Origin of the sequence: Haloferax litoreum (assembly GCF_009674605.1) — an archaeon.
In the GTDB taxonomy this organism is placed as follows: Archaea; Halobacteriota; Halobacteria; order Halobacteriales; family Haloferacaceae; genus Haloferax; species Haloferax litoreum.
Genome location: NZ_WKJO01000002.1, coordinates 157,132 through 178,792 on the forward strand (window position 1 = coordinate 157,132; position 21,661 = coordinate 178,792).

General features: G+C 58.9%; 19 protein-coding genes. 11 read left to right on the forward strand and 8 right to left on the reverse strand.

What is annotated here, in order from left to right:
• Window positions 1-220: 220 nt before the first annotated feature.
• Window positions 221-1,393: a cellulase family glycosylhydrolase gene (locus GJR96_RS16115; RefSeq protein WP_151164373.1), complete on the reverse strand. Its 1,173-nt coding sequence runs from the start codon at window positions 1,391-1,393 to the stop codon at window positions 221-223.
• 300 nt (window positions 1,394-1,693) lie between these two features.
• Here GJR96_RS16115 and GJR96_RS16120 point away from each other — a divergent pair, with 300 nt between their 5' ends.
• Both GJR96_RS16120 and GJR96_RS16125 read left to right on the forward strand, forming a co-directional pair.
• Window positions 1,694-2,977: a PQQ-binding-like beta-propeller repeat protein gene (locus GJR96_RS16120; protein ID WP_151164375.1), complete on the forward strand. Its 1,284-nt coding sequence runs from the start codon at window positions 1,694-1,696 to the stop codon at window positions 2,975-2,977.
• Complete coding sequence (locus GJR96_RS16125; protein ID WP_151164378.1) at window positions 2,974-4,200, forward strand: outer membrane protein assembly factor BamB family protein; 1,227 nt, start codon at window positions 2,974-2,976, stop codon at window positions 4,198-4,200. Before GJR96_RS16120 ends, GJR96_RS16125 begins: the two co-directional genes overlap by 4 nt.
• Window positions 4,201-4,536: 336 nt before the next feature.
• Here GJR96_RS16125 and GJR96_RS16130 read toward each other — a convergent pair whose 3' ends face one another.
• Complete coding sequence (locus GJR96_RS16130; RefSeq protein ID WP_151164381.1) at window positions 4,537-4,971, reverse strand: cytidine deaminase; 435 nt, start codon at window positions 4,969-4,971, stop codon at window positions 4,537-4,539.
• A gap of 306 nt (window positions 4,972-5,277) precedes the next feature.
• On the opposite strand from GJR96_RS16130, the gene GJR96_RS16135 reads away from it, so the two are divergent.
• From GJR96_RS16135 to GJR96_RS16145, 3 genes are all read left to right on the forward strand, one after another.
• Window positions 5,278-5,862 (forward strand): YdeI/OmpD-associated family protein, encoded by a 585-nt coding sequence (locus GJR96_RS16135; protein ID WP_191965912.1) that lies wholly within the window; start codon window positions 5,278-5,280, stop codon window positions 5,860-5,862.
• A 603-nt stretch (window positions 5,863-6,465) separates the two neighbouring features.
• Entirely contained in the window at window positions 6,466-6,777 is a 312-nt protein-coding gene (locus GJR96_RS16140) for a type II toxin-antitoxin system HicB family antitoxin (RefSeq protein ID WP_151164384.1), read from the forward strand.
• Window positions 6,778-6,780: 3 nt separating this feature from the next.
• Window positions 6,781-7,050: a type II toxin-antitoxin system HicA family toxin gene (locus tag GJR96_RS16145; protein ID WP_151164386.1), complete on the forward strand. Its 270-nt coding sequence runs from the start codon at window positions 6,781-6,783 to the stop codon at window positions 7,048-7,050.
• A 77-nt stretch (window positions 7,051-7,127) separates the two neighbouring features.
• Here GJR96_RS16145 and GJR96_RS16150 read toward each other — a convergent pair whose 3' ends face one another.
• Window positions 7,128-7,682 carry a hypothetical protein gene (locus GJR96_RS16150; protein ID WP_151164389.1) on the reverse strand — a complete coding sequence of 185 codons (555 nt, stop codon included), beginning with the start codon at window positions 7,680-7,682 and terminating at the stop codon, window positions 7,128-7,130.
• A 225-nt stretch (window positions 7,683-7,907) separates the two neighbouring features.
• On the opposite strand from GJR96_RS16150, the gene GJR96_RS16155 reads away from it, so the two are divergent.
• Both GJR96_RS16155 and GJR96_RS16160 read left to right on the forward strand, forming a co-directional pair.
• The gene (locus tag GJR96_RS16155; RefSeq protein WP_225317769.1) at window positions 7,908-9,206 is read left to right on the forward strand and encodes a S8 family serine peptidase; all 1,299 of its coding nucleotides are present in this window, start codon (window positions 7,908-7,910) and stop codon (window positions 9,204-9,206) included.
• 37 nt (window positions 9,207-9,243) lie between these two features.
• The gene (locus tag GJR96_RS16160; RefSeq protein ID WP_151164395.1) at window positions 9,244-9,849 is read left to right on the forward strand and encodes an ArsR/SmtB family transcription factor; all 606 of its coding nucleotides are present in this window, start codon (window positions 9,244-9,246) and stop codon (window positions 9,847-9,849) included.
• A gap of 52 nt (window positions 9,850-9,901) precedes the next feature.
• On the opposite strand, the gene GJR96_RS16165 is transcribed toward GJR96_RS16160, so the two are convergent.
• On the reverse strand, window positions 9,902-11,692 hold the full coding sequence (locus GJR96_RS16165) for a BGTF surface domain-containing protein (RefSeq protein WP_151164397.1): 1,791 nt from the start codon (window positions 11,690-11,692) through the stop codon (window positions 9,902-9,904).
• A gap of 395 nt (window positions 11,693-12,087) precedes the next feature.
• Window positions 12,088-12,285 (reverse strand): XapX domain-containing protein, encoded by a 198-nt coding sequence (locus tag GJR96_RS16170; RefSeq protein ID WP_151164400.1) that lies wholly within the window; start codon window positions 12,283-12,285, stop codon window positions 12,088-12,090.
• A gap of 140 nt (window positions 12,286-12,425) precedes the next feature.
• Between GJR96_RS16170 and GJR96_RS16175 the strand changes: the two genes are divergently transcribed.
• Together GJR96_RS16175 and GJR96_RS16180 are read left to right on the forward strand one after the other, a co-directional pair.
• Window positions 12,426-13,091, forward strand: a complete 666-nt coding sequence (locus GJR96_RS16175) for a peptidylprolyl isomerase (protein ID WP_151164403.1) — start codon at window positions 12,426-12,428, stop codon at window positions 13,089-13,091.
• Window positions 13,092-13,291: 200 nt separating this feature from the next.
• Window positions 13,292-15,157: a PAS domain S-box protein gene (locus tag GJR96_RS16180; protein ID WP_151164406.1), complete on the forward strand. Its 1,866-nt coding sequence runs from the start codon at window positions 13,292-13,294 to the stop codon at window positions 15,155-15,157.
• Window positions 15,158-15,486: 329 nt separating this feature from the next.
• Here GJR96_RS16180 and GJR96_RS16185 read toward each other — a convergent pair whose 3' ends face one another.
• Window positions 15,487-16,524 carry a right-handed parallel beta-helix repeat-containing protein gene (locus tag GJR96_RS16185; RefSeq protein WP_151164410.1) on the reverse strand — a complete coding sequence of 346 codons (1,038 nt, stop codon included), beginning with the start codon at window positions 16,522-16,524 and terminating at the stop codon, window positions 15,487-15,489.
• A gap of 117 nt (window positions 16,525-16,641) precedes the next feature.
• Here GJR96_RS16185 and GJR96_RS16190 point away from each other — a divergent pair, with 117 nt between their 5' ends.
• Together GJR96_RS16190 and GJR96_RS16195 are read left to right on the forward strand one after the other, a co-directional pair.
• Window positions 16,642-18,078 (forward strand): amidase, encoded by a 1,437-nt coding sequence (locus GJR96_RS16190; RefSeq protein ID WP_191965914.1) that lies wholly within the window; start codon window positions 16,642-16,644, stop codon window positions 18,076-18,078.
• A gap of 48 nt (window positions 18,079-18,126) precedes the next feature.
• Complete coding sequence (locus tag GJR96_RS16195) at window positions 18,127-18,450, forward strand: ASCH domain-containing protein (RefSeq protein ID WP_151164415.1); 324 nt, start codon at window positions 18,127-18,129, stop codon at window positions 18,448-18,450.
• A gap of 119 nt (window positions 18,451-18,569) precedes the next feature.
• On the opposite strand, the gene GJR96_RS16200 is transcribed toward GJR96_RS16195, so the two are convergent.
• Entirely contained in the window at window positions 18,570-20,813 is a 2,244-nt protein-coding gene (locus tag GJR96_RS16200; RefSeq protein WP_151164418.1) for an amino acid permease, read from the reverse strand.
• Window positions 20,810-21,286 carry a universal stress protein gene (locus tag GJR96_RS16205; protein WP_151164421.1) on the reverse strand — a complete coding sequence of 159 codons (477 nt, stop codon included), beginning with the start codon at window positions 21,284-21,286 and terminating at the stop codon, window positions 20,810-20,812. The genes GJR96_RS16200 and GJR96_RS16205 overlap by 4 nt, the downstream gene beginning before the upstream one ends.
• Window positions 21,287-21,661: the final 375 nt, after the last annotated feature.

Sequence of the window (21,661 nt, forward strand, 5' to 3'; positions counted from 1 at the left end):
GTGCCCCAGCGAGTATTCTGTCGAGAGCGGGGACGGTGGTTCACAAAAGGACCAATCTGATATAAAATTGTGTAAATAATTACCAGTCCGTTCAGTTCGTACTAACTATTTCACGAATAATCAACGTGATTGGGTTCGAGAGACAGTGGGCGTTCAGTTGTGCAAGAGGGACCACTCCAGTACCGAGGTAGAAGGATAGTCTACTGCCGAGTCCACGACATCAGTCGTCGGATACTGACGGGTTCGGATACGGGAACGAGTGTGTGTCCCAACTGGTTGGATAGTACCGAGGGCCGTTAGAGAGTGCCGCATAATCATCAACGTCGAATGGCGTTCCGTCCGGGTGAAACACACCGTTTACACGTCCTTTGCTCCGGGGGTCTCGAAGGTATGCTGGCTTGAGCATCAACCCCCAGAAGAAATCGCCGTCGAGACTCCGATTGTCGTGTGCGTTTTCGATGGTCGCAGCGAGCGACGTGTAGTTTGGTAAAAAGCGGTTCGGTGGACCCGTCAGGGTTCGCTGCCACTCGGTGCACCAGAGCGGTTTACCCGTCTCCTGTCGGTGTGCACGAGCCTCTTGGAGGTACGCATCGGCCGCTTTCGAGTCCCGAGGTAAGTTCATGTGGAACTGATGGACGTCGAGTTCGTCGTTCGTATCGTACACGTGGTTGAACTGAAAGTCCTTACAGCCCATCGTGAGGGTGGCAGAGGAAGCGTGTTTTCGCACTTCGTGAAGCACGTCGTGAACGAAGTCTTGGCGGGGTTGGACATCCCCTGGTTCGTTCATTATCTCGGTCGCGAGCAGTCGGGAATCGGTCGCATATTTCTGTGCCCACCACCGTGCGAAGTGGAGTGGTGACCGAGTGTACCCCGACCAGCGTCTCGGTTGCAAAATAATCTGTCTGGATGGTGAATGAACGCCGAATGCCTCGGTGGGGTCAGTCGCCGTGCGGTTGTACTCTGTGGGTTCTCCTTTCGGGGGCGCTTCGAAGAGGACCACAATCGGGCGAATCCCTCGCGCAGCACACTCCGACAGGAAATGTTCCATACGAGAGAAAAAGGAAGGCCCATCCTCCACCCACTGCTCGTAGGAGGCGAACACTCTGAGAGCGTTGAGGCCGAGTGATTTGGCCATGTCGAGTTCACGCTCGACGACACTGTTGTCGTAGAATGCCCACGTCTGATAGGCGTTCCAAGCCGTCGATGGAAAGTAATTGGCCCCACGAATGTCGGTGAGACCAGTTGAAACCGACGTGTCCCTCTCCGTCTGACTCGTGAACGTCGAGCCAACACCTCCGAGAACGGCTACGCCCGAAGCCTTCAGGAAGGTGCGGCGTCCAACCCATGTCGAAGAATATTCCGAGGAACCAGAGTGTTTATTATCTTTGACCATCAGAAGTAAAGTTGGTTCAATATATTTTAAATTTATTAGTATCTTACTTGTTAGAAACGTGCTCGTTAGTAATCACCTCCGAACCAGCAGTGAGCGGATATCAGAGTGGCAAGCAAGTCGAAGCGATGGAGGCGAGGGGTTCTTCCGGTCGCTCAGCAACCCAGAGAGTCGCGCACTCTGAACCGTGGGGGATGATGGTTCGAACGCGAGGCATCCCGGCCGTCTTCCAGTCGTGCACTCGGTAGCATATCGAATCGACCAGAAAGCGCATATGTCGCCACTCCAGAATATGAAAATAAAATGAACCGTCGTGCCCTCCTGACCACGGTTGCCACTGGGGGAGCCGTGGCACTCGCTGGTTGCAGTGCGCTAGGTGAATCCTGTGGGCCACCCACGAGTACGTTCGACAGACCACGCGACCGCTGGCCGGCGAGTGGGTACGACCCGACGAACACCTCCTATGCCCCTGCTGGGCCGTCGAGCGGGGAGACGCAGTGGAGGACCGACCGCGAGGCTGGCGAAGGTCCGCGGTTGAATGGCTGGTTCAGTTCGCCCATCGTCGGTGACGGTGCGGTGTACGTCGCGATACGACAGTTCGACGGGCACGACCACGACTACCCTGGCTACCTCGTCGCGCTCGACGACGAGACAGGTGAGTTGCGGTGGCGTGTCGAACTCCCATCGTTGGCAAGCGGCGACCCGACACTCGCGGGTGACAGCATACTCGTCGGAGACCTGGGGGGGACGCTCCACGCTCTCTCGACGGCCGGCGAACGACGCTGGACACAGGAACTCAACGCAGCGGTCCGAACACCGACTGTCGTCGGTGAGCACGTCTACGTCCTTGACGCGTCGGCGACGGTGTACGGTTTCACCCTCGATGGAGAGAAGTGCTGGGAGTACAGCCAATCCAACGTCTGGGACGGCCTCCTCGGTGGCAATTCGTTCGCCGCCAACAGTGCTCCAGCAGTCGACGACTCACGTGTCTACGTGGCGGTCCAAGCGAACCCCGACGGGGACGAAACCGCCCACGTCGTCGCATTCGACCACGAGGGAGACGAGGAGTGGCGTTACAGATTCCCAACTGGATATCGACCACCGAACACACCCACTGTCGTCGACGGGACCGTTCTCGTGACCGGGGGTGACCAGATAGTCGCCCTCGACGCGGTGACGGGCGAGCAGGAGTGGCGATTCGTCGTCGGCCACCGGCACACCGGTGCACCAGCGACCGATGGAGAGCGCGTCTACGTCGGCGCGAAGAACCTCTATGCGCTTGACATCGGTGACGGGAGCGAGCAGTGGCGCGTCGTCAACTACGGCGTCAACGATTCCATCGGGTGGGCGAAGAGCATCCCGTTCATGGGGCGCCCCGCGGTAACCGACGACGCCATCTACCTCCGGGCAGGCGCGTTCGACCCCTCCGACGGCAGCAGACTGTGGGGTGACCTCGCTGAAGAGACGGTACTCGAGTCAGACTACACGCCGAGGTACTACTCTTGGCACTCGATGGCACCGCTTTCGGTGACTGCAGACGCGCTGTATCTCTCCCATCAGAGCCAGGGGGTGACGAAGATAGCATGAACCGGCGTCGCTTCCTCCAGACAGTAGGTGCTGCCGGTTCGGTTGGCTCGACAGTCGGCCTCACGGGCTGTAGCCAACGCTCCGGCGACGGTTCGGACGGGGAAGGCACGGGTCGGTCGGAAGCGTGCGAGTCGTACGACCCGACGGTCACCGGGTCGCCTCACTGGCGGACAGTCAGAGGCGACCCCGCTGGGACGGGTGTCGTTCCGGCGAGTGGGGCACCTGAGCCGCCTCTGTCGCTCGACTGGACGTTCACGCTCGGTGGGATGGTCGGGGCGGGACAGCCCGTCGCCACCACTGACCGAGTCTACGCACACGAGTACGACTCGATGCTGTACGCGGTCGACGCGGCATCCGGTGCGGAAGTATGGCAAAGAAGCGTCGACGGGCTACGTGGGGCTCCGGCCGTCGACGACAAAGTGGTCGTCGCTCTCGCAGACTCGACAGTCCTTGGACTCGACCCAGAGACGGGTGAGACGCTGTGGACCGCTCCCGAGACCAAGACCGACCTGTTTCAGGGGAGTCCAGTCGTCGTCGACGAGACGGTCTACATCCCGACCGAACTGTCGCTCCTCGCACTCGACCTCACCGACGGGACGGTCAGGTGGCAGCACACGACGGGTGAAGAGACGATTGCGACACCCGCTATCGCTGGCGAGACGGTCTACTACGGCGATTACGATACCTACGTCTACGCCGTCGATGCGGCGACCGGTGAGGAGCGCTGGCGCGCCAAGACGGACGCGCACATCGAGTGTAACGTCTCTGTCGCGGACGGCCTCGTCTTCGCTGGCAGTCGTGATGAGACCGTTCGTGCACTCGATGCGACGTCTGGCGAGTGTCTCTGGACGCGTGAGTTTGGGGCAGACCCGGATGTCATCGCGACCGATGGTTCCCACGTGTACGTCGATATTGGCCGCCAACTCTACGCGCTCGAGACCACGAGCGGTGCATCGTGCTGGTCGACGGCTTACGGAGAAACCAGGGGCATCGGCATCGCCGTCGGTGGCGGTCACGTCTATACGCCACTCACCGACCCGGAGTCAGAGTACGGTACCCGCCCGGGCGTGCTCGACGCGGTGACCGGCGAGACGGTCGCTCAGACACAGATGGAGTTGGAGTCTGACTACGCGAGATTCTACAAAGGGTCTGCCGTCGCTGACGGTGCGATGTACGCTTCCGGGGTCGCTGAGGGTGGTATCACGCTTGCTCGGTTCAGCTGAGTCATAGCAATTTCGACCTCCGGTGCCGGAGTAACCATCCATCTGTAGAGGAATACCACACCACTGCGTGCCGAATCAGGTTGCTCCCTCTACCCGTACTATCTATCTGCCACGATATGCATCAGAAAATGACATGGTTTCGGCAGGGCACCGTCGTACAATCGTATGAGCCGGGCAGAGCTTGCGTTCACTTGGTGCTCTCGACTGGTTCTGTTGAAATTCCACGTCGTTGATAGCTTTTCGTGGCCGTGCTGAACGTAGGGCGCGAATCTCTCAACGAGCAAGCCGACATGTCGCCTCGCGCGCTGGAAAGTTTGTTACTGGCCAAGCGTGAGACTACCAGGTTCGTGTCGGGAGGAGGTCGATTGCTGGGACGACGCGAAGTGTCCCGTCGACGGGCACGATGACACGGAGGCCGTCGTCGAAGTCAGCCAACATCTCCCGACACGAGCCACACGGCGGGACGACCCGTTGCTCGTCGGTGTCGTGATGCGGGAGCGGGTAGGCGACAGCGACGCAAGTCTCTATTTCGTCGTGACAACGGCCGTCGGCGGCTGCCGACCCGAGCGCGACAGGTTCGCCGCACATCGAAGCCCGGCCGATGCTCGCCGGAATGCTGACACCGTCGTAGATATCACCATCTGTGGTTCTGACGCCAGCAGCAACGATGTGTGCTCCCTCGAAGAAATCTGGGTCGAACGCCTCGTTGTTGACTCCTTTCACGTGCTCGACGAGTTCTTCATCCTCGGGAGTGAGTGGGGACCCTTCCATAGGCGAGAGAGTTCGATTCGTAATAAAGTAGTTTCGAACCTGTACAGTAATTGACTGCTATAACTTGAAACACTCAGCCTCTGAATGTGTCACGCCGCTCCTGACAGCATCCGGTGAGGTTTCAGCGGGCGTGCTGAATACAGGTCGCGAATGCAGCACGAGAGGTCGCTATTCCAAGACGTGTTCAGAGCGGTCGGGAGAAGCGAAGGCATTACCGAAGACGTGGTCCCATCTCCAATCCTCTGTGAATACCCACGCGCCCACATTCGGAATAGGGTTATCGACACGCGATGTCTTTCTTGAATCATGATTCCGATATTCTTCGAATCTCGCAACGAGTTCCGTACCTGGTTGGAAGAGCACCACGACACGGCCGAGGAACTGTGGGTCGGTTACTACAAGGTCGACGCCGAGCGATCCGGTATCGGCTACGGCGAGTCAGTCGAGGAAGCGCTCTGCTTCGGGTGGGTCGACGGCCTGATCAAGGGCATCGACGACGAGACGTACACGCGTCGCTTCACGCCCAGGAGACCCGACAGCAAATGGTCCAAGGCGAACAAGGAGCGGGTCGAAGCGATGGTCGAGGTGGGGGAGATGACCCGGGCTGGGATGGAGCTCGTCGAAGCGGCGAAGGAGTCGGGAGAGTGGGCGGATGCCTATCGACTCGCCGACGACCACGAAATCCCGGCCGAACTTGAGGCGGCGCTACGTGAGAACGAGACTGCCTGGGAGAACTTCCAGAACTTCTCGAACACTGACCAGCACGCGTTCATCACGGCCGTCGAGGAGGCAAAGACGGACGAAACAAAGCAAAAGCGCATCGAACGAACGGTTGGCCTTGCGGAGCAAGACCTTCGAGCATACGACCAGAACAACAAGCGGCGGCTGTAATGTGGCCTTGGTAGGGGCAACCGTCCCGGAAGGGATCTCCGTTTCTCGTGTGTCACCCCGTCGCTATTGCGGACGGAGGTACGGCTTTGGTCACCCTCTGAGTGTTGCACGCCGCTACTGACAAAACTTGAGTAGATTTCAGTAGTCCTGCTGAACTCAGGGCGCGAAAGCAGCAATTATGTCGATGTTTTCACTCGGTCGCTTTCATCGTGACTCTATCAAGATTGGCAGTTCGATAGAGCCGAATTATCCATGCCCATGCGAGAAGGGACAGGACTGAAAGAACCGCAATCTGACCGAGAGATTCTGTTACTGTCCCCGTAAGCACCTGGAAGAGAAGAATGAGGGGGTACAGTAACAGAAATATCGAAACGAGGAATGCAATCCCTTTGAGATAGGTGAACAGAGATTGTTCCATAATGGGGCTATTTCACACGCCGTTAAACCTCTTGTGCGGTGAACGACGCACTCTCTGTGTGTTGCACACAAGTTCTCAGCGTTCAGAGAGCTTCCTGTGGACGTGCTGCATAGAGAGCGCGAGTCGGTCATCACGCTCACCCGTTCCCGAACAAATCACGTTTTCATTTTCGCCGTGAGAGTGGTATGCCGAATGCTTATCCAGTTCATCCGGCAACGAGGGGTAAGACGGCCAGTTCGACTCGTAACGGCGATACCAACGAAGGCGAGATTCGTCTCTGGCAAGAAAATGGCTGGTGGATTGCGAGGGACGTCGATACGGGCGTGACCACGCAGGGGGAGTCCAGAGAAGAAGCGCTGGACAACCTCGACGATGCTGTCGCAGTCCACACCGGCGAACGTGGCCGCGAACCGACGGACGAAGAACTTCGTGCGCTGGGAATCAACCCCGCGAACAACACCACAGGCGACCAAGAAACCCCGGACGTGCTCGACTAATCGATGGAGCGGCGAACGTTCTCCGGGATAGAGGTCGTGAAAGTGCTGGTCAACGTCGGCGGAATCGAGTGGCGACGAACGACCGGTGACCACGCTCAACTGTACTACGAACACCCGACGAACGAAGCAGACCGCCGACAGGTGACTGTCCCACTTCATAGCGAGCTCCGTACCGGGACGCTCCGGAGCATCGCTGAGAGTGACGGAGCACACGATTTCGATGCTTTCTGTGAATGGATAGACGAAAACGCCGAGTTTTCAACGAAGAGATGAACTGAATCGTAATTGTCTGGAGTTTGTCGAGGTGGGCCATAGAGAGCGAGAACGTCGACAATCACAACGTGACGTAGTCAGGCCGAACCGCCATCGGAGACACCACGGTCGGTGTCGATTGCATCGTACCCGAAGGCAGCGTCGATGATTGCAAGCGTCTGTCCGGCACCGACCAACACGAGGCCGACAACCAGACCAACGGGCAGAGTACCCAAGAGACCGAGAGCATACGTCGCCGCACCGACCACACACGCAGTCGCACCACCGAAGTACACCCAAGCACGTTCAGAAACACGCCGTCCGGTATCGACGAACCCGATGGCGGGCAGGAGCATCCACCCGAACAAAGCGACGCCTTGGAAGAACGGTCCCGAAGACCCGATACGAAAGCCGACTGCACCGGTGACCGTTGCAACGAACCCTGTTGCGATTACCAACCACCACGTGTAGAGGACGCCCTCCCGCATGTCTTGGCGTCCGGTCACAGCAAACACTGCCAGCAGAGCCGCCATCACGACGTGAGCGATGAACAGCGTGGACGAACTAACGACGCCAAGATGTGCGGCCGTCACGAACCCCCACGCCAGCGGTATCAAGAAGACCGGACCGTATTCACGGGCCTGCCGGAACATACGTTATTGGATTCGTGGCTATCGTAATGAGGCTTGGTACCCGAAAAAGCGGACGAGAAATCTGCAACAAATGTGCTGACCGCATACACGTCCAAACCGAGGCTTAGACGTTCGTGCGGACATCGACACCAGCAGAGTTTTGACGACTCGATGATATGAATCGACCGAATCGGGATGTTCTCGGACCCGAAATCGAGACCTGCTCTCCTCGTCGGCTGTCTCACCGTGCTCTCACTTACGGTCGCAATTAGCGTCCTCGCCATCACGACAGCACCCACCCAGCAGTCGCCACCCGCGACGACGGCGTCGACTGACCCCGCAATCGCGAGCCTCCACGAACGCGGCTACAACGGGTCGAACGTGACCGTCGGCGTGGTCGACGTAACCGGATTCGATACCGACCACCCGGCGCTCAACGGTCAGGTCGCCGCGACACGCACGTTCGGCAGCAATAACGGCGACGTCACCCATGGTACCGCTTCTGCAGCAGTCGTCGCTCACGTCGCCCCAGATGCTGACCTCTACCTAGCGTCGTTCGACGATGTCGCAGGCTATCGCGCAGCAATCGCGTGGCTCGTAGAAGAGGACGTAGACGTCATCGTCGCACCAGTCTCCTTTTTCGGGCGTGCCGGTGACGGCAGCTCACCCGCGTCTCGTGCAGCGATGAGCGCGGTCAGGAAGGACACCGTCTTCGTCGCACCTGCCGGCAACGTCGCCCGCGGCCACTGGTCCGGGCGATACGACCGAACGAGGAACGAACTCCTCCATTTCGAGGGTGGGACGCGTAACTTCTTGCAGGGAGACACGCGGTCGGTTCGAGTGTGGCTCTCGTGGGACAAGAGCAGAGACGGTGACAACGACGCTACCCGGGGTGCTACTCGTATCACGGATGACACCGAATCCGGGGGGAGGTACGTCCTCGAACTATACCGGACCGACGGCCGACAGACCGAACTCGTCGCCCGTTCGTCGCCGGTCGAGGGCGTCTCTCGGACCCAGCGACTCGTCACTCGCGTCGACCCCGGTCAACACTTTCTCGTAGTTCGTGGGCCGTCAGAGGCGACTGGTGACCGACTGACGATTGTCTCGCCGACCACTCACCTCCAGTATGGTGATAGTAAGGGAAGCGTCGTCGCCCCTGCGACTGCCCGGGGTGTCATCTCTGTCGGCGCGTACGACCGCAACGCACGGCGAATCGAACCGTTTAGTGCTCGTGGACCAACGGAAGACGGGAGACTCGGAATCGATATCGTCGCCCCCGACCGCATGTCGGCCATCCGCACGGGTGAGTCGTTCGTCGGAACTTCGGCCGCCGCGCCCTACGCTGCTGGAGTCGCCGCGCTCGTCCTCGATGCACACCCGGAGCTCTCACCACGCGCGGTCGAAGCACTCTTGGAGACCACGGCAACCGACGTCGGCCCAGACGGTGTCGACCACGCTGGCGGTCACGGCCTCATCGCACCGGTCCGCGCGGTATCGACAGCGACGAACGAAAGTTCAAACACACGCTTGAGCTACAGGTAGGGATTAGTAACAGGGCTCCACATATCACCCAGCAACAATGTCTGGACTCATCGACCAACTGCAACCCCAGACCCCGACTGCCGACGAGCGCCCGCGGGTAATCGAGGTCCACTCCGAGGAGACGGGCGAAGTCATCGACGCGCTCTCATCGGAGACTCGGCGAAAAATCCTCGAGGCACTGTTCGAGGAACCGACGACACCCTCCGTGTTGTCGACGCACCTCGACACGTCGGTCCAAAACGTCCACTATCACCTCTCGGCGCTCCAGGAAGCGGAACTCGTCGAGTCTATCGACGTCCGGTACTCTGAGAAGGGAAACGAAATGTCGGTGTACGCGCCGGCGAACGACCCAATCGTCCTCGTCGGTGACGGAGAACGCCGAACTCGGGTACGACAGTCGATTACGGACCTCGTCGCCGGTATCGGGGTGCTCGCACTCGCCGCGCTCTTCGTCCAGTGGGGAGCGGAGCGTCTGTTGCGGACACCGGTCGGAGGCGGCGCAATCGAGCCAGCTTCATGGAATCCCAGTGCGGGTCCGGGAGAAGCAGTCGGCTGGTTCGTCTTCGATGTGGTCGAACCGGGTGTCCTCTTTTTCTTTGGGTGCCTCCTCGCGGTGGCGCTGGCCGCGCGGGCGTTCGACTGACGGGGGTTCGACCCGGAGACGATGAGTGAAACGGCTGTTGGGGCGTGGGTCCTCAGGAGCGTCTGAGGATGATTGCGACGCCGAGAACTGCGAGGACGCCACCGATGGCGAGACCACCGATGCTAAAGAGGCGAGCGTCTATTCGTCCATCGACTGGTGACACACTGGAATCAGGATCGAGTGCTGGCGTCGACTCGGCAGTCGTCCGGTCGGAGTCAGTCCCCACGTCGTTCGACGCCTTACCGATTACCAGTTCACCAGTGTCGATGGGATTTTTGGTCGTGTCAGTGCCTGCGTAGAGTGTGAGGGGGTAAGACCCCGCATCGATGAGTCGGGGCAGGTCGGTCTCCTCGATAGCGCGCTCGCCCGAGTCACCGCGTGAGACGACACGGAGGGTCGGTGCCTCGTCGCCCGCTGCTGCGCTGTCGAACACGACGAGGATACGTCCATCACCGTTACCGTCACGGACGGTCATTCCGGTCCGGTAGTTGACCGAGTCACCACCGACGACGAGCGTCGCCTCTGTCCGTTCGTCGAGCCGAATTGGGATGCGTGCTTCGGCAGTCTGACTGGTTTCTGTGACCGCAACGACGCCGAATCCGTCCACGGGGAACACCGTCGTCTCAGGAACGGTGCAGTCGGACTCACAGTCGACGACACGGCCAGGGACCTCTTCGACGGTCCCGTTAGGCCCTGCGATCCGAAGCACGAACGTCGTCCCGCTCGGAACCCCATCGAAATCGAATCGTGTGCTGAAGGTCCCGAACTCGCCGACTTCGGTGTCGGCGCTCTTGATGAAGTTGCGGCCCTCTATCGAGCGAATACGGATGGTTAGCTCAGTTCCCGGTTCGAGGGACGTTTCGCCGTGGACGACCCTGCCAGTCGCCGATTCGAGCGAGAAGTTATCCTCAGTGGGGAGGACGGTAATCGCGTCGCTGTCGTCACCGTCTGCTGGGAGCGGATAATCGTCCGTCTCAGTGTCGTCCTCGCTATCGGTGTCGCCGTCAGTACCGTCCTCGGGAGGGACCCAACTGCCGTTGACCCGACCGGGGACTGACTCACGTGTCTCGCCGGGGCCGACGACGACCAGTTCGAAGGTCGACCCAGGGTCGGCGACTGAAAAGTCTAACGTCGCGTTGAACTCACCGGACTCGTTCACCGACACTTGCCTCGCTTGCAGGTACTTTCGGCCGGTGACGGCTTTGACACGGAACGAGAGGTTGGTCCCCGCCTCGAAGGTCGTTTCACCGCGAATCGTCTGCTCCGCTTCCGGGTCGACGACGATGCGGTCCTCAGAGGGAACAACGGTAATCGAGTCGCTGTCGGCGGCGTCACCCGGAAGTGACGGGGCCTCGGCCGTCGTCGTCTGCTCGTCGACACGCTGTGACTCGACGACGAGGGTGCCGATATCTGTCGGTTCGTCCGACGGCCCAACGGCAAGGTCGTACGCCCCGGGGTCGATAGAATCCGACAGGTTCGACGTGACCTGCTCGGCCGAGCGCAGTTCGTCACCCTCCGGAACCGAGAGATATGATGAGGCGTCACCGGTCCCCGCCTCGGAGGTGTTCATCAGGAGCGAAACCCGCCCATCGCCGTTCGTATCGACCACCGACGCGCGGGCAACGAAACCCGATTCGTTCGACCCTACGGTAACCACGGCAGTTGCGCTGTCGTCACCGGGGGTGAGGACAGTCACGTTGACCGTCTCGCCAGATTGGACGGTCGTGATGTTTTTGGCGAACGTCGGTTCATCATCGGCCGCAGCGACTGGCGCGACAATCGACGACACGACGAGGGTGACCGCCAACACCGCCGCGCCGACCACGAATATGCGGCGGGTCATCGTCTGTTCACCGGCGCAGTGGCCTCGGATGTCTCTCGGGGAGAGACCCGTTTAGTGACGGTGCCGATTCGTGTGGAGGGCAGTGGCGTATCTGCGAGGTGCAGCACGCCGAAGGGAGGTTGGGAACTCATGCAGTTGGCAGAACGTCCGCTACCGTGTTATTATTCCCGTACTATCAAGTCGCGATTTGAACTATGTCGCATTCACTCCGGTTGAGGGATCCTAGGCGTCATCTGTACCGTGTCTGGAACTCCCCCGTCTCTCTTCGAAGGGGTATCCGAGACAGTTCTAGAGACGATGTCGGCAGACGGCCTGTGCTCGTAGGCAGTTGTCCCTCGGTGAACCACCGGTGGTATCACTCACGTCGACTCGCCGTCCGAAGTCGCATCAGTCACTCAGAATAGTGACGTGAGTACCGCTGAAATATCGATACGGAACCCCAACACCTCGATTCCCTTGTAACCCAAGTATATCCCGATAATCCCCAGAATTCCAGCGAGATTGGGTGGTGCCGGAATTGGTATTTTTATGACACTGAACAGGGCTCCAGCAAATACACCCGCCAGCAGGGCCAGAACGAGTTGTGAGGCCATATAAATCATACCTGATTTCACAGCCATTAAATGCTACAGTATTGGCCGGTACGCATCCGAGAAGACATCACTCGTGACGTGTTCCTCAATCGCCACCACGTACCGCTACGTTCATGATTTCCTGTCATCAAGCAGCGGCAATGGAACTACGACGACGCTCTCTTCTCGGGCTAGCCACCGCTGGCATCGGCGGAACCCTCGCTGGATGCATATCGAGTAACGAGGCAACGCAGAGTGGGGAACCCACCGAAAGCGAAACGTCCGAGTCCACCGAGTCAACGCGGGGAAACGGGCAGACCACGGCGACGTTGCAAACGACCAAAGGTGACATCGTAGTCGAACTCTACAGTGACCGCGCACCCCGAACGGTCGAGAACTTCGTCGGTCTCGCTACCGGTTCGAAACCGTGGGTCGACCCTCGAACCGGTGAGTCCGTCGACGGCGAACCGCTCTACGAAGACGTCCTGTTCCACCGAGTCATCGACGACTTCATGATTCAGACTGGAGACCCGACCGGCACCGGCCGCGGCGGCCCAGGCTACCAATTCGACGACGAATTCCACGAAGAGCTCCGACACGACGGCCCCGGCGTGGTTTCGATGGCCAACGCCGGTCCCGACACGAACGGGTCGCAGTTCTTTATCACGCTCGACGCACAGCCACATCTCGACGGCCGACACGCCGTCTTCGGACAAGTCATCGAGGGGATGGCTGTCGTCGAAGCGATTGGAGCGGTCGAAACCGACGACGCTGACCGGCCGGTCAACGACGTGATTTTGGAGTCAGTGACAATCGAGACCGCATGAAGTACCGCTCCTTTCAGTGGTTGTTCGAAGAGGTCGATCGACGCCAGGGGAAGCTCGAATTCTCCTCAGTGACATCATTGCTGCTCGAAGCTGGGACGTTAACAGCCTATGTACAACGAGCACTCACTGCTCGATGAACTCTACCATGTCGGCGATATCAGAATGCTTAATCGACAGGTCTTGCTTAGTAGCAATACCGAATGTGCCAGGGCTTTCCGATTGACGAGCAATCGGTCGCATCCATTATAGATGCTTCCCCGGATTCAATGCTCCTTGTCAATTCTGAAGGAGAGATTTGCTATGCTAACGCCCGTGTGGAAGAACTATTCGGGTACGCCCCCGATGAACTGATCGGCGAGGAAATCGAGAAATTAGTTCCCGAGGGTGTCAGTGAGACCCACATCACAGAGCGCGAGGCGTATTTTCAAAATCCCCAAGCACGGCCTATGGGTGCAGAAATTGAGCTCTTTGGTCGTCATAAGGATGGCACCTTACTTCCAGTCGATATCTCGCTAGGACCACTCGAGAGTCGTGGTGAGAAGTACGTGATGGCGGCCGTACGGGATATAGACGACCAGAAAGCACTGAGAGCGAAATACAAAACAGTTCTCGAGGCCGTCCCGGACGCCGTCGTCGTCGCTGCTGTCTCATCTGGTGAGATTGTCGACGCTAACGAACAGGTGTATGAACTGCTAGGCTACAAGCCTAGGGAACTCATCGGAGAACCGCAGAACATCCTCCACCCCTCGGATGAAATCACTCGATATCGAGAACTTTTCACGAACCACGTTGATTCAGACCGGGCAATCATCGACCAGCTTCCCGACGGTTCAGATGTCTACGTCGAAACTAAGAATCGAGTTAAAATCCCTGTCGAAATCAACGCCCAGGTCTTCAAATTGGGTGACCAGCAGCTGGTTGCAGGTGTGTTCCGTGATGTTACAACCCGCAAGGAACGCCAGCAAGCTCTGGAAGGCCTTTTAGCAGCTACCCGAGATTTATTCGCGGCAGAGGGTGCCGAAGAAGTAGCCACACTTACCTCTGAGACGGCGACTCAGGTGTGCGATTTACCGATAAATGGCGTTCATCTGCACGATCCGACGACTAGCGCCCTCGTCCCTGTTGCGTGGTCGAACGAGGTAGAGACAATATTCGATGGTACCCCGCCCTCAATTTCGAAGGGAGAAGGGTTGGCTTGGGAGGCTTTCGAGACTGGCACACCAGAAATCCATTCGAACATTCCAGAAGAGGATGGTGTGATGAATGAGGACACACCGTTTCTCAGTGAATTGTATCTCCCACTGGGCGAGCACGGCGTACTGTTGTTAAGTTCCCCTGTCGCTGACGGTTTCGATGAGACCGACGTGGCTCTTGCACAGGTATTAGCTGCAAACGCACAAGTCGCACTTGCTCGGGTTGAGCGAGAACAACAACTTGAGAGCCAAAACGAACGCCTTGAGAATTTCGCCAGCATTCTCAGTCACGACCTGCGCAACCCACTCAACGTCGTGAGCGGTCGACTTGGTCTCGAACGAGAGCAAAACGACAGCGAGCATCTCCTCAAAGCGGAGCAGGCACTCGAACGTATGGAGACCCTCATTGACGACATGTGGACGCAGACGCGTCACGGGCAGCCTCTGGCAGAGACAGAAGTAGTTACACTCTCATCAGTCACAAACAGATGCTGGGAAGTCATAGATACGTCTGAGGCAACACTGACAATTGAAAGTGACCTGTCGTTCCACGCAGACTCCAGCCGGCTCCAGCAACTGCTTGAAAACCTGATTAGAAACGCAATCGAACACGGTGGGCGTGATGTCGAAATCCGCGTGGGGGGCCTTGACGACAGAGCCGGGTTTTTTGTCGCTGATGACGGGCCGGGAGTCCCAGCAGGAACCCGAGAACAGGTGTTCACCCCTGGGTACACAACAGGTGAAGTAGGAACTGGGCTCGGATTGGCCATTGTGAGAGAGATTGCTGATGCTCACCATTGGGAAATCAATGTGACCGACAGCGACGATGGTGGGGCACAGTTCGTAATCACTGATGTGCAGGTGACCCAGTGAGCGAGGCGCACCCTGTGATTTTTCAGAGATCCGTCTCTACAGGTTGTTCTAACCGGTGAACTCACCGTCAAGTAGACGATGGTAACACGGTCGACTGTACAGCCTGTATCCTCAAGTGGAACGACCATGACTGGTCGGAGTCAGCACGCTCAGTTCCCAACGAGGAGTACACGAACCCCCGAGTTTCCATCGTGAGTCGATGACCAGTACCCCCCAGTGTGAGGAAACCGCCCCGTTCACCGCGTGGAAGATGTCATAGATAGAAATTCGATTTGACAAACGTAGATGGATATCTGTACTGCCTGTTCGAGACGATGTGTTTCTGGAAGTCACTCTGAAACCGTATTGTTCTCGACCGAATTCCCAGTCGACCTGGTGAGTGTGACACCACGAGTGTTGTCCGAACCGACGTTTCCGGTTACGACGTTATCGTCACTCGATATCAGGAGGATAGCGTTGTCGCTACTGGACCGGACCGAATTGTTCACGATGCGGTTCCTATCGCTGGACCGAAGTCGAATGCCGACTGTGTTCGACACGACTTCGTTGTCTGATACTCCATTTTTGGCGGAGCGGTCGGCGAGGAATATCCCGTAGAAACGGTTCGAGACTGTGTTACGACTGAGTTGGTTGTCACGGGCAGCAGACAGCCATATACCGGCAATCCGGTTTCCTCTTACTGTATTCTCGGCCAAGGTGTTGTCGTGAGCGTCAATGAGGACGATACCGAACTCGTTGTTCGACGCCGTGTTGCCGACGAGTGTGTTGTTTCGCACGCCGCCTTCGACGAGGTGAATGCCGAACAGGGCGTTGTCGGTTGCGGTGTTGTTCACGATTGTGTTGTTCGCGCTAGACTCGAACAGCGAGATACCCCGAAGCCGGTTTTCGTGGGCGACGTTGTTCGCAACCCGGGTATCGTAGGCGTCGAGCAACGAAAGACCGACGCGGTTATTCTCGGTCGTCGTACTTACGACGGCCCCGTCGACGACGCCGATGTAGCGGATGCCGTCGTCCCAGTCAGTGACCGTCACGTTGCGCACACTGACGTTCTCGACTGGTCGGTCATCGGTCGAACGGACGACCACACCGGCAGTTCCGAACTCGCCGACACCGTCGACACGATGACCCCGACCATCGAGGTGGACGCCGCGCGTCTGGATTCGGATGCAGGTATCTGCCTCGCTCTCAGTGATGTCGGCAGTGAGTGCATATCGCCCCGGTTCTGTTATCGTGGTACACGAATCAATCGCCCGGGGGTGCTGAGCGTCAGTCACGATTCCGTCTGAGACCAGCCAAAGACCACTAACTGCGACGCTGAAGAGAGCGATGAGGACGAACGCTTTCCAGTACCCGGCGGGGTCCAGCATCACTCAAAATTGGACGACGTCACCCATAGAACTACGCCGCGTGTTGCCACCATTCAGCGTAGTTCGTCAAATGAAGTCAACTAATCTTCATATATATGAGGCACGATGGTACACGTCATGGTGGAGGGAACTGAGTCGACGGTGCGTGCAGTCGCACGAAGATACGGAATCGAACTCGACGATGCTGGAGTCGCGGCGTTTCAAAACGCAGTGACTGAACAAGCAGCACAGTACGAAATCTTCCCACCGACGACGCCGTCGGGGGACTCTCCGACGAGCATCGCGGCAGGAGACGACCCGTACAATGCGTTCCGCTACCAGTTCGAGTTCGGTGGGGGAAGCGGCCACCTCGTTGGACTCGACGTCGCGGTCAAGGAGAACATCGTCGTCGCGGGTGTCCCGACGACGTGTGGGTCACCCGGGTTCGAGTACGAACCACCCTACAACGCCACAGTCGTCGAGCGACTGAGAAATGCTGGGGCATCGCTGGTTGGAACGACCAATATGGACGAGTTCGCCTTCTTCACGACCGGTGAAACCTGTGCTCACGGCCGAATCGAGAACCCTGTGGCAGAGGGGTGTGTACCGGGTGGTTCATCGAGTGGTAGCGGTGCGGCCGTCGCCGCAGGCATCGTCGACGCCGCACTCGGGACCGACACTGGTGGCTCAGTCCGGATTCCCGCGTCGTTCTGTGGGGTCGTCGGTGTCAAGCCGACACATCAAACCGTCTCTCGGTTCGGCGTCGTCGACCTCTCGCAGTCACTCGACCACGTCGGGCCACTCGCATCGGACGTCGAAACGGCGGCCCGTGTGTTGGAGGTTATCGCTGGTCCGGACGCAAACGACCCCTCGACGCGCGGGTCTCCACAACCGAGACAGTACGTCGGTTCTCTCGGCGATGGGGTCGAAGATTTCCACGTGGGTGTCGTCTCCGAGGCGATGAATACCTCGGAGCCGGGAGTCGTCGAAGCTATCGAAACTACCCTCGACAAACTTCGGGACGCCGGTGCCACCGTCGAAGAGACATCGTTGCCGGGCTACGAGATGGCGTCGGCCGTCGTCGGCTCAATCGCTGGGCTCGAATTTGCATCCTTCGTCGGGAAGAACGGCGCTTCGTACGCGACTGGGACTGGAACGACAGAACCGCTTCGAGCAGCATTGGCGGCGGCGAACGAAGACGGAGCCTTCGGTGAAAACGTCGTGCAGATGCTCGTCACGAACGGCGTCCTCGCGGACGGCGATGGCACTGAATACGTCGCTGCGAAAGGTCTCCAGCGAATGTTCACCCAGACAGTTTGCGACGCTCTCGAGACGTACGACGTACTCGTGACCCCGACGACGCCGGTGACCGCTCCGGAGTTCGGAACTATCGAAGGCATCGAGGGACTCCTGCGAACCGTCGAGAACACGGCACCGTTCAATTGCAGTGGACACCCAGCCATCTCTGTCCCGACCGAAGGAGTCGACGGCAAGCCAGTTGGTATCCAATTCGTCGCGAACTGGAACGACGAAGAGACGGCATTCCGTGTCGCACAGACGATAGAACAGACGTAGGGTACCGACGCGGTGAGGTTTTTCATCGGCGCGTCCGTACTGCAAGGCATGTCCGAAATCGACGTCGACGACCTCCTTCCGAACGACCGTGTCAAGGAATCAGTGGCAGCAGGAGACGTGACGCAACTTACTCGCGGCGCGACGACACGGTACGCAGACGAAGGTGATTCGTTCGAAATCGGGAGCGATACGTTCGAGATAGTCAGTGTCGTAGAACGCACGCTCGGTGACTTCACCGACGAAGACGCCAAAAGAGAGGGGTCGCCGACACTCGACGCGTACAAACAGCGGATGGAACGCGTCCACCCCGGCCCGTTCGAGTGGGACGACAGCGACGAAGTCGTGACCTACAAGTTCGAACGACAGAGCTGAATTCGACTGTTACTGGTGTCTGCGCCCCGATATTACGACGACAAAGTCGAGACGATACGTCCGAAAGAGGTTCCAGAGTGGAACAGGCTGTCGTCGAATGACAGCGGGCTAATCGGCGGTTACCCGAATAGCCGTTCTCTGAGTGACCGTTCGTGTGGTCGCTCGGCGAGCAACACGGTTGTTTCGAGGTCGTTGAGGACCGAAAGCTCGAGTGCTCCACCGACGAGTCGAGACAACAGTCCTCGTTCCGTCGCACCGATGATGACGAGGGTCCGACCGGCACTCGCCTGTTCGATAGCGGTCTCGACGTCTCCAGTCTCGACCAGCAGTTCGGCGTCCTGTAACCCGTGTTCTGAAGCCCACGTCTCGACGAATTCACGTCCCTCGCCGATGTCGTCACTCACGTGCAACACCGAGACGTTCGCTCCAACGGCGTCTTGCAGTGCGAGTGCGACTGTCGCCGACAGGTCCGACGAGTGACCACCAGCAGTCGGGATGAGAATCTCCGTCGCGTCGAACTGTTGGCCGTCTAGGACGAGCACGTCACACGGGAGGTCGTGGGTGAGTTCGTCGAGTGGGCCTTCGACACGGCCACCGGCGAGTTTCGCGCCACCGTGGCCCAGAATGAGCGTGTCGATGTCGTGTTCACGTGCGATGTCGAACACTTCTGCGAGACCCTGGTGCGAGAGAACCGTTCGCGTCTCTACTCTGACGCCAAGTTCCTCGGCGTCTTCGCGTGCGTCGGCGAGGAGTTGCCTCGATGTCGTCGAGATACGGTCGCGTTGTTCTGCGGCGGCCTGGAGTGACGTCTGGTCCGGGACTTGAATCACGTGCGTGGCGAGGAGACTCCCCTTTTCGTGTGCCGCGAGAGTTGCAGCGAGTTTCACCAGCGCGTGCTCTGTGAGGGGGTTCGAGACTGCGACCATCGTCTTGGGTGTGTCGTCGACACGGGTGGCCCCGTCGGGGGCGATGTTCGCCGCAGCGTCGACGAGAGCGGGGGGAAGTTCGGTACCACGGTCGAGGATGTACTCTCCGAGTACCCCCTGTCGAGACGCGTTCTTGCGTGCGTAGGCGAAGTACCACACCACCGCGATGACGACGAACACTCCCGACAAGAGGAGTTCCTGCGTGCCGACGAACGCAAGCAGTCCGAGTGAGAGGACGATGCCAAGGACCGGTGTAATCGGGTAGAGTGGAACCGTGAACGCTGGGTCGTACTCCGGGTCAGTCTCCCTGAAGACGATGAGTGCGGCGTTCATCAGTGCGTAGACCACGAGGTGGAGGACGCTCGCCGCCTTCGCGAGCACTTCGATGTCTCGCCCGAGGGCCGCGATGAAGACGATGATGATAGCCCCTGTGACGAGAATCGACCGATACGGTGTCGCGTAAGACGGGTGAATTTCGTTGAGCCAGTTCGTGACGATTCGGTCGCGGCCCATCGCGAAGTTGATTCGAGCAGACGCCAGAATCGACGCGTTAGCACTCGAAGCCGTCGCCAGCAATGCACCGAGCGTCACGATAGTGACGGCGAAGACGGCGAGTCCGCCGGGGAACGCGAGTTCCGTCGCCTGTGTCAGGGGGGCACTCTGGCTCAGTTCTGGCCACGGGACGACACCGAGCATAATGGTGACGAGAATCGAGTAGAGAATCGTCACGATGACGACACTCCCGATGATGGCGAGTGGAAGGTTTCGTCCGGGGTTTTTGAGTTCCTCGGCGACCGTTGCAATTTTCGCGTATCCGAGGAAGGAGACGAAGACCAGCGCAGTTCCCGGAAGTATCGCACCGTATCCGAGTGGGGCGAGTCCACCGTCCCCGAGAAGCGTCTCGAAGTCGAACGAGAGCCATCCCTGCACCGCGAAGAGTGTGAGAATCGCGAGGAGAATCGTCACGATGACAGTCTGGACACTACCGGTCTCTTTCGCACCGATGTAATTGACTCCGACGAAGATAGCACCGGCGAGAAGCGCGCCGACTTGTACGTCAGAGAGCATCCAGAGGTTTGGCATCGGGACGAGCGTCGCGAGATACTGCCCGAAGCCGATGCTGTAGAACGCCGAGGCGAACGCGAGGCCGACCCAGTCACCGAGGCCTGCGATGGAGCCAAACAGTGGTCCGAGTGCGCGGTTGACGTAGTAATAACCGCCACCTGCTTTCGGCATCGCCGTCCCGAGTTCGGAGACTGAGAGCGCATTCACCAGCGCAACGAGTCCTCCGACGATGAACGAGACGACGACGACCGGTCCAGCGGTCTGCGCCGCGACACCCGGTAAGACGAAGATGCCTGCGCCCACCATCGTCCCGATGCCGATGGTGAGTGCTGAAAGCAATCCGAGGTCTTTGGCGAGTTCTTCTTCCGTCATCCGCGAACCTCCGTGTCCGTGTCACTCGATGGGTTGCCTGATATCGCCTCGATATTGGGTCGCTTCCCGAGTGAAACGACTGGCAGTTCCCCATTGGTCGCGAGGCGGGCACCCGTGTCACCCGACAGTAATCGTACGAGTCGGTTCCCGCCACGAGGACGGTATGCGATAGCCGTCGCTTCGACGTCTTCAGCAGTCTCGAGAATCGTCTCGGCGACGTTCGTTCCGAAACTCATCCGCATATCGATGTCGACGCTGCCGCCGAGTTGGACGTCGAAGACCGAGAGGTAGTGTGCTGCGTCCGCCCGGCGTTTTTCCATGGGGGCTTTGTCGACGACGCCACCACCTTTCTCGATGACGTGAATCGCCGTGACCCGTCTGACTCCATCGAGATACAGGTTCAACGCGTCTGCAGTCTCGACAGCGTCTGTCTCGTCAGCAATCGGAACGACCACGTGGTCGAGAAGGCCCATCGCGTCACCCACCCCCGCTGAACTTGGGTTCGAGTAGGAACCAGATCTGTTCTCGGCCGACTGGTGTCGACCACAGTCCGTGCTGGTGGGCGTGGGGCTTTCGATTCCCACCGAAGTTTGCGAGGCGTTCGTCTGGTTGAGTCATATCAATCTCTCTGTCCATGGCCCCCCTTCTGTTTCGAGTAGCAATAAGTTCTCCCTTTGTATTTTCGATTTCGTAAATTTTAGGCCTTGTATTTTTGATTCCGAAATACACTGGTGAACTTGACAGTGTCACGTCGAGAGGACAGTACCCTCCTCGCCAACGAACGTCGTCGGTAAGTCCATCTGAGGTCATTTGCGAGACGCGTGCGAAACCACGATTCACCCGGACAC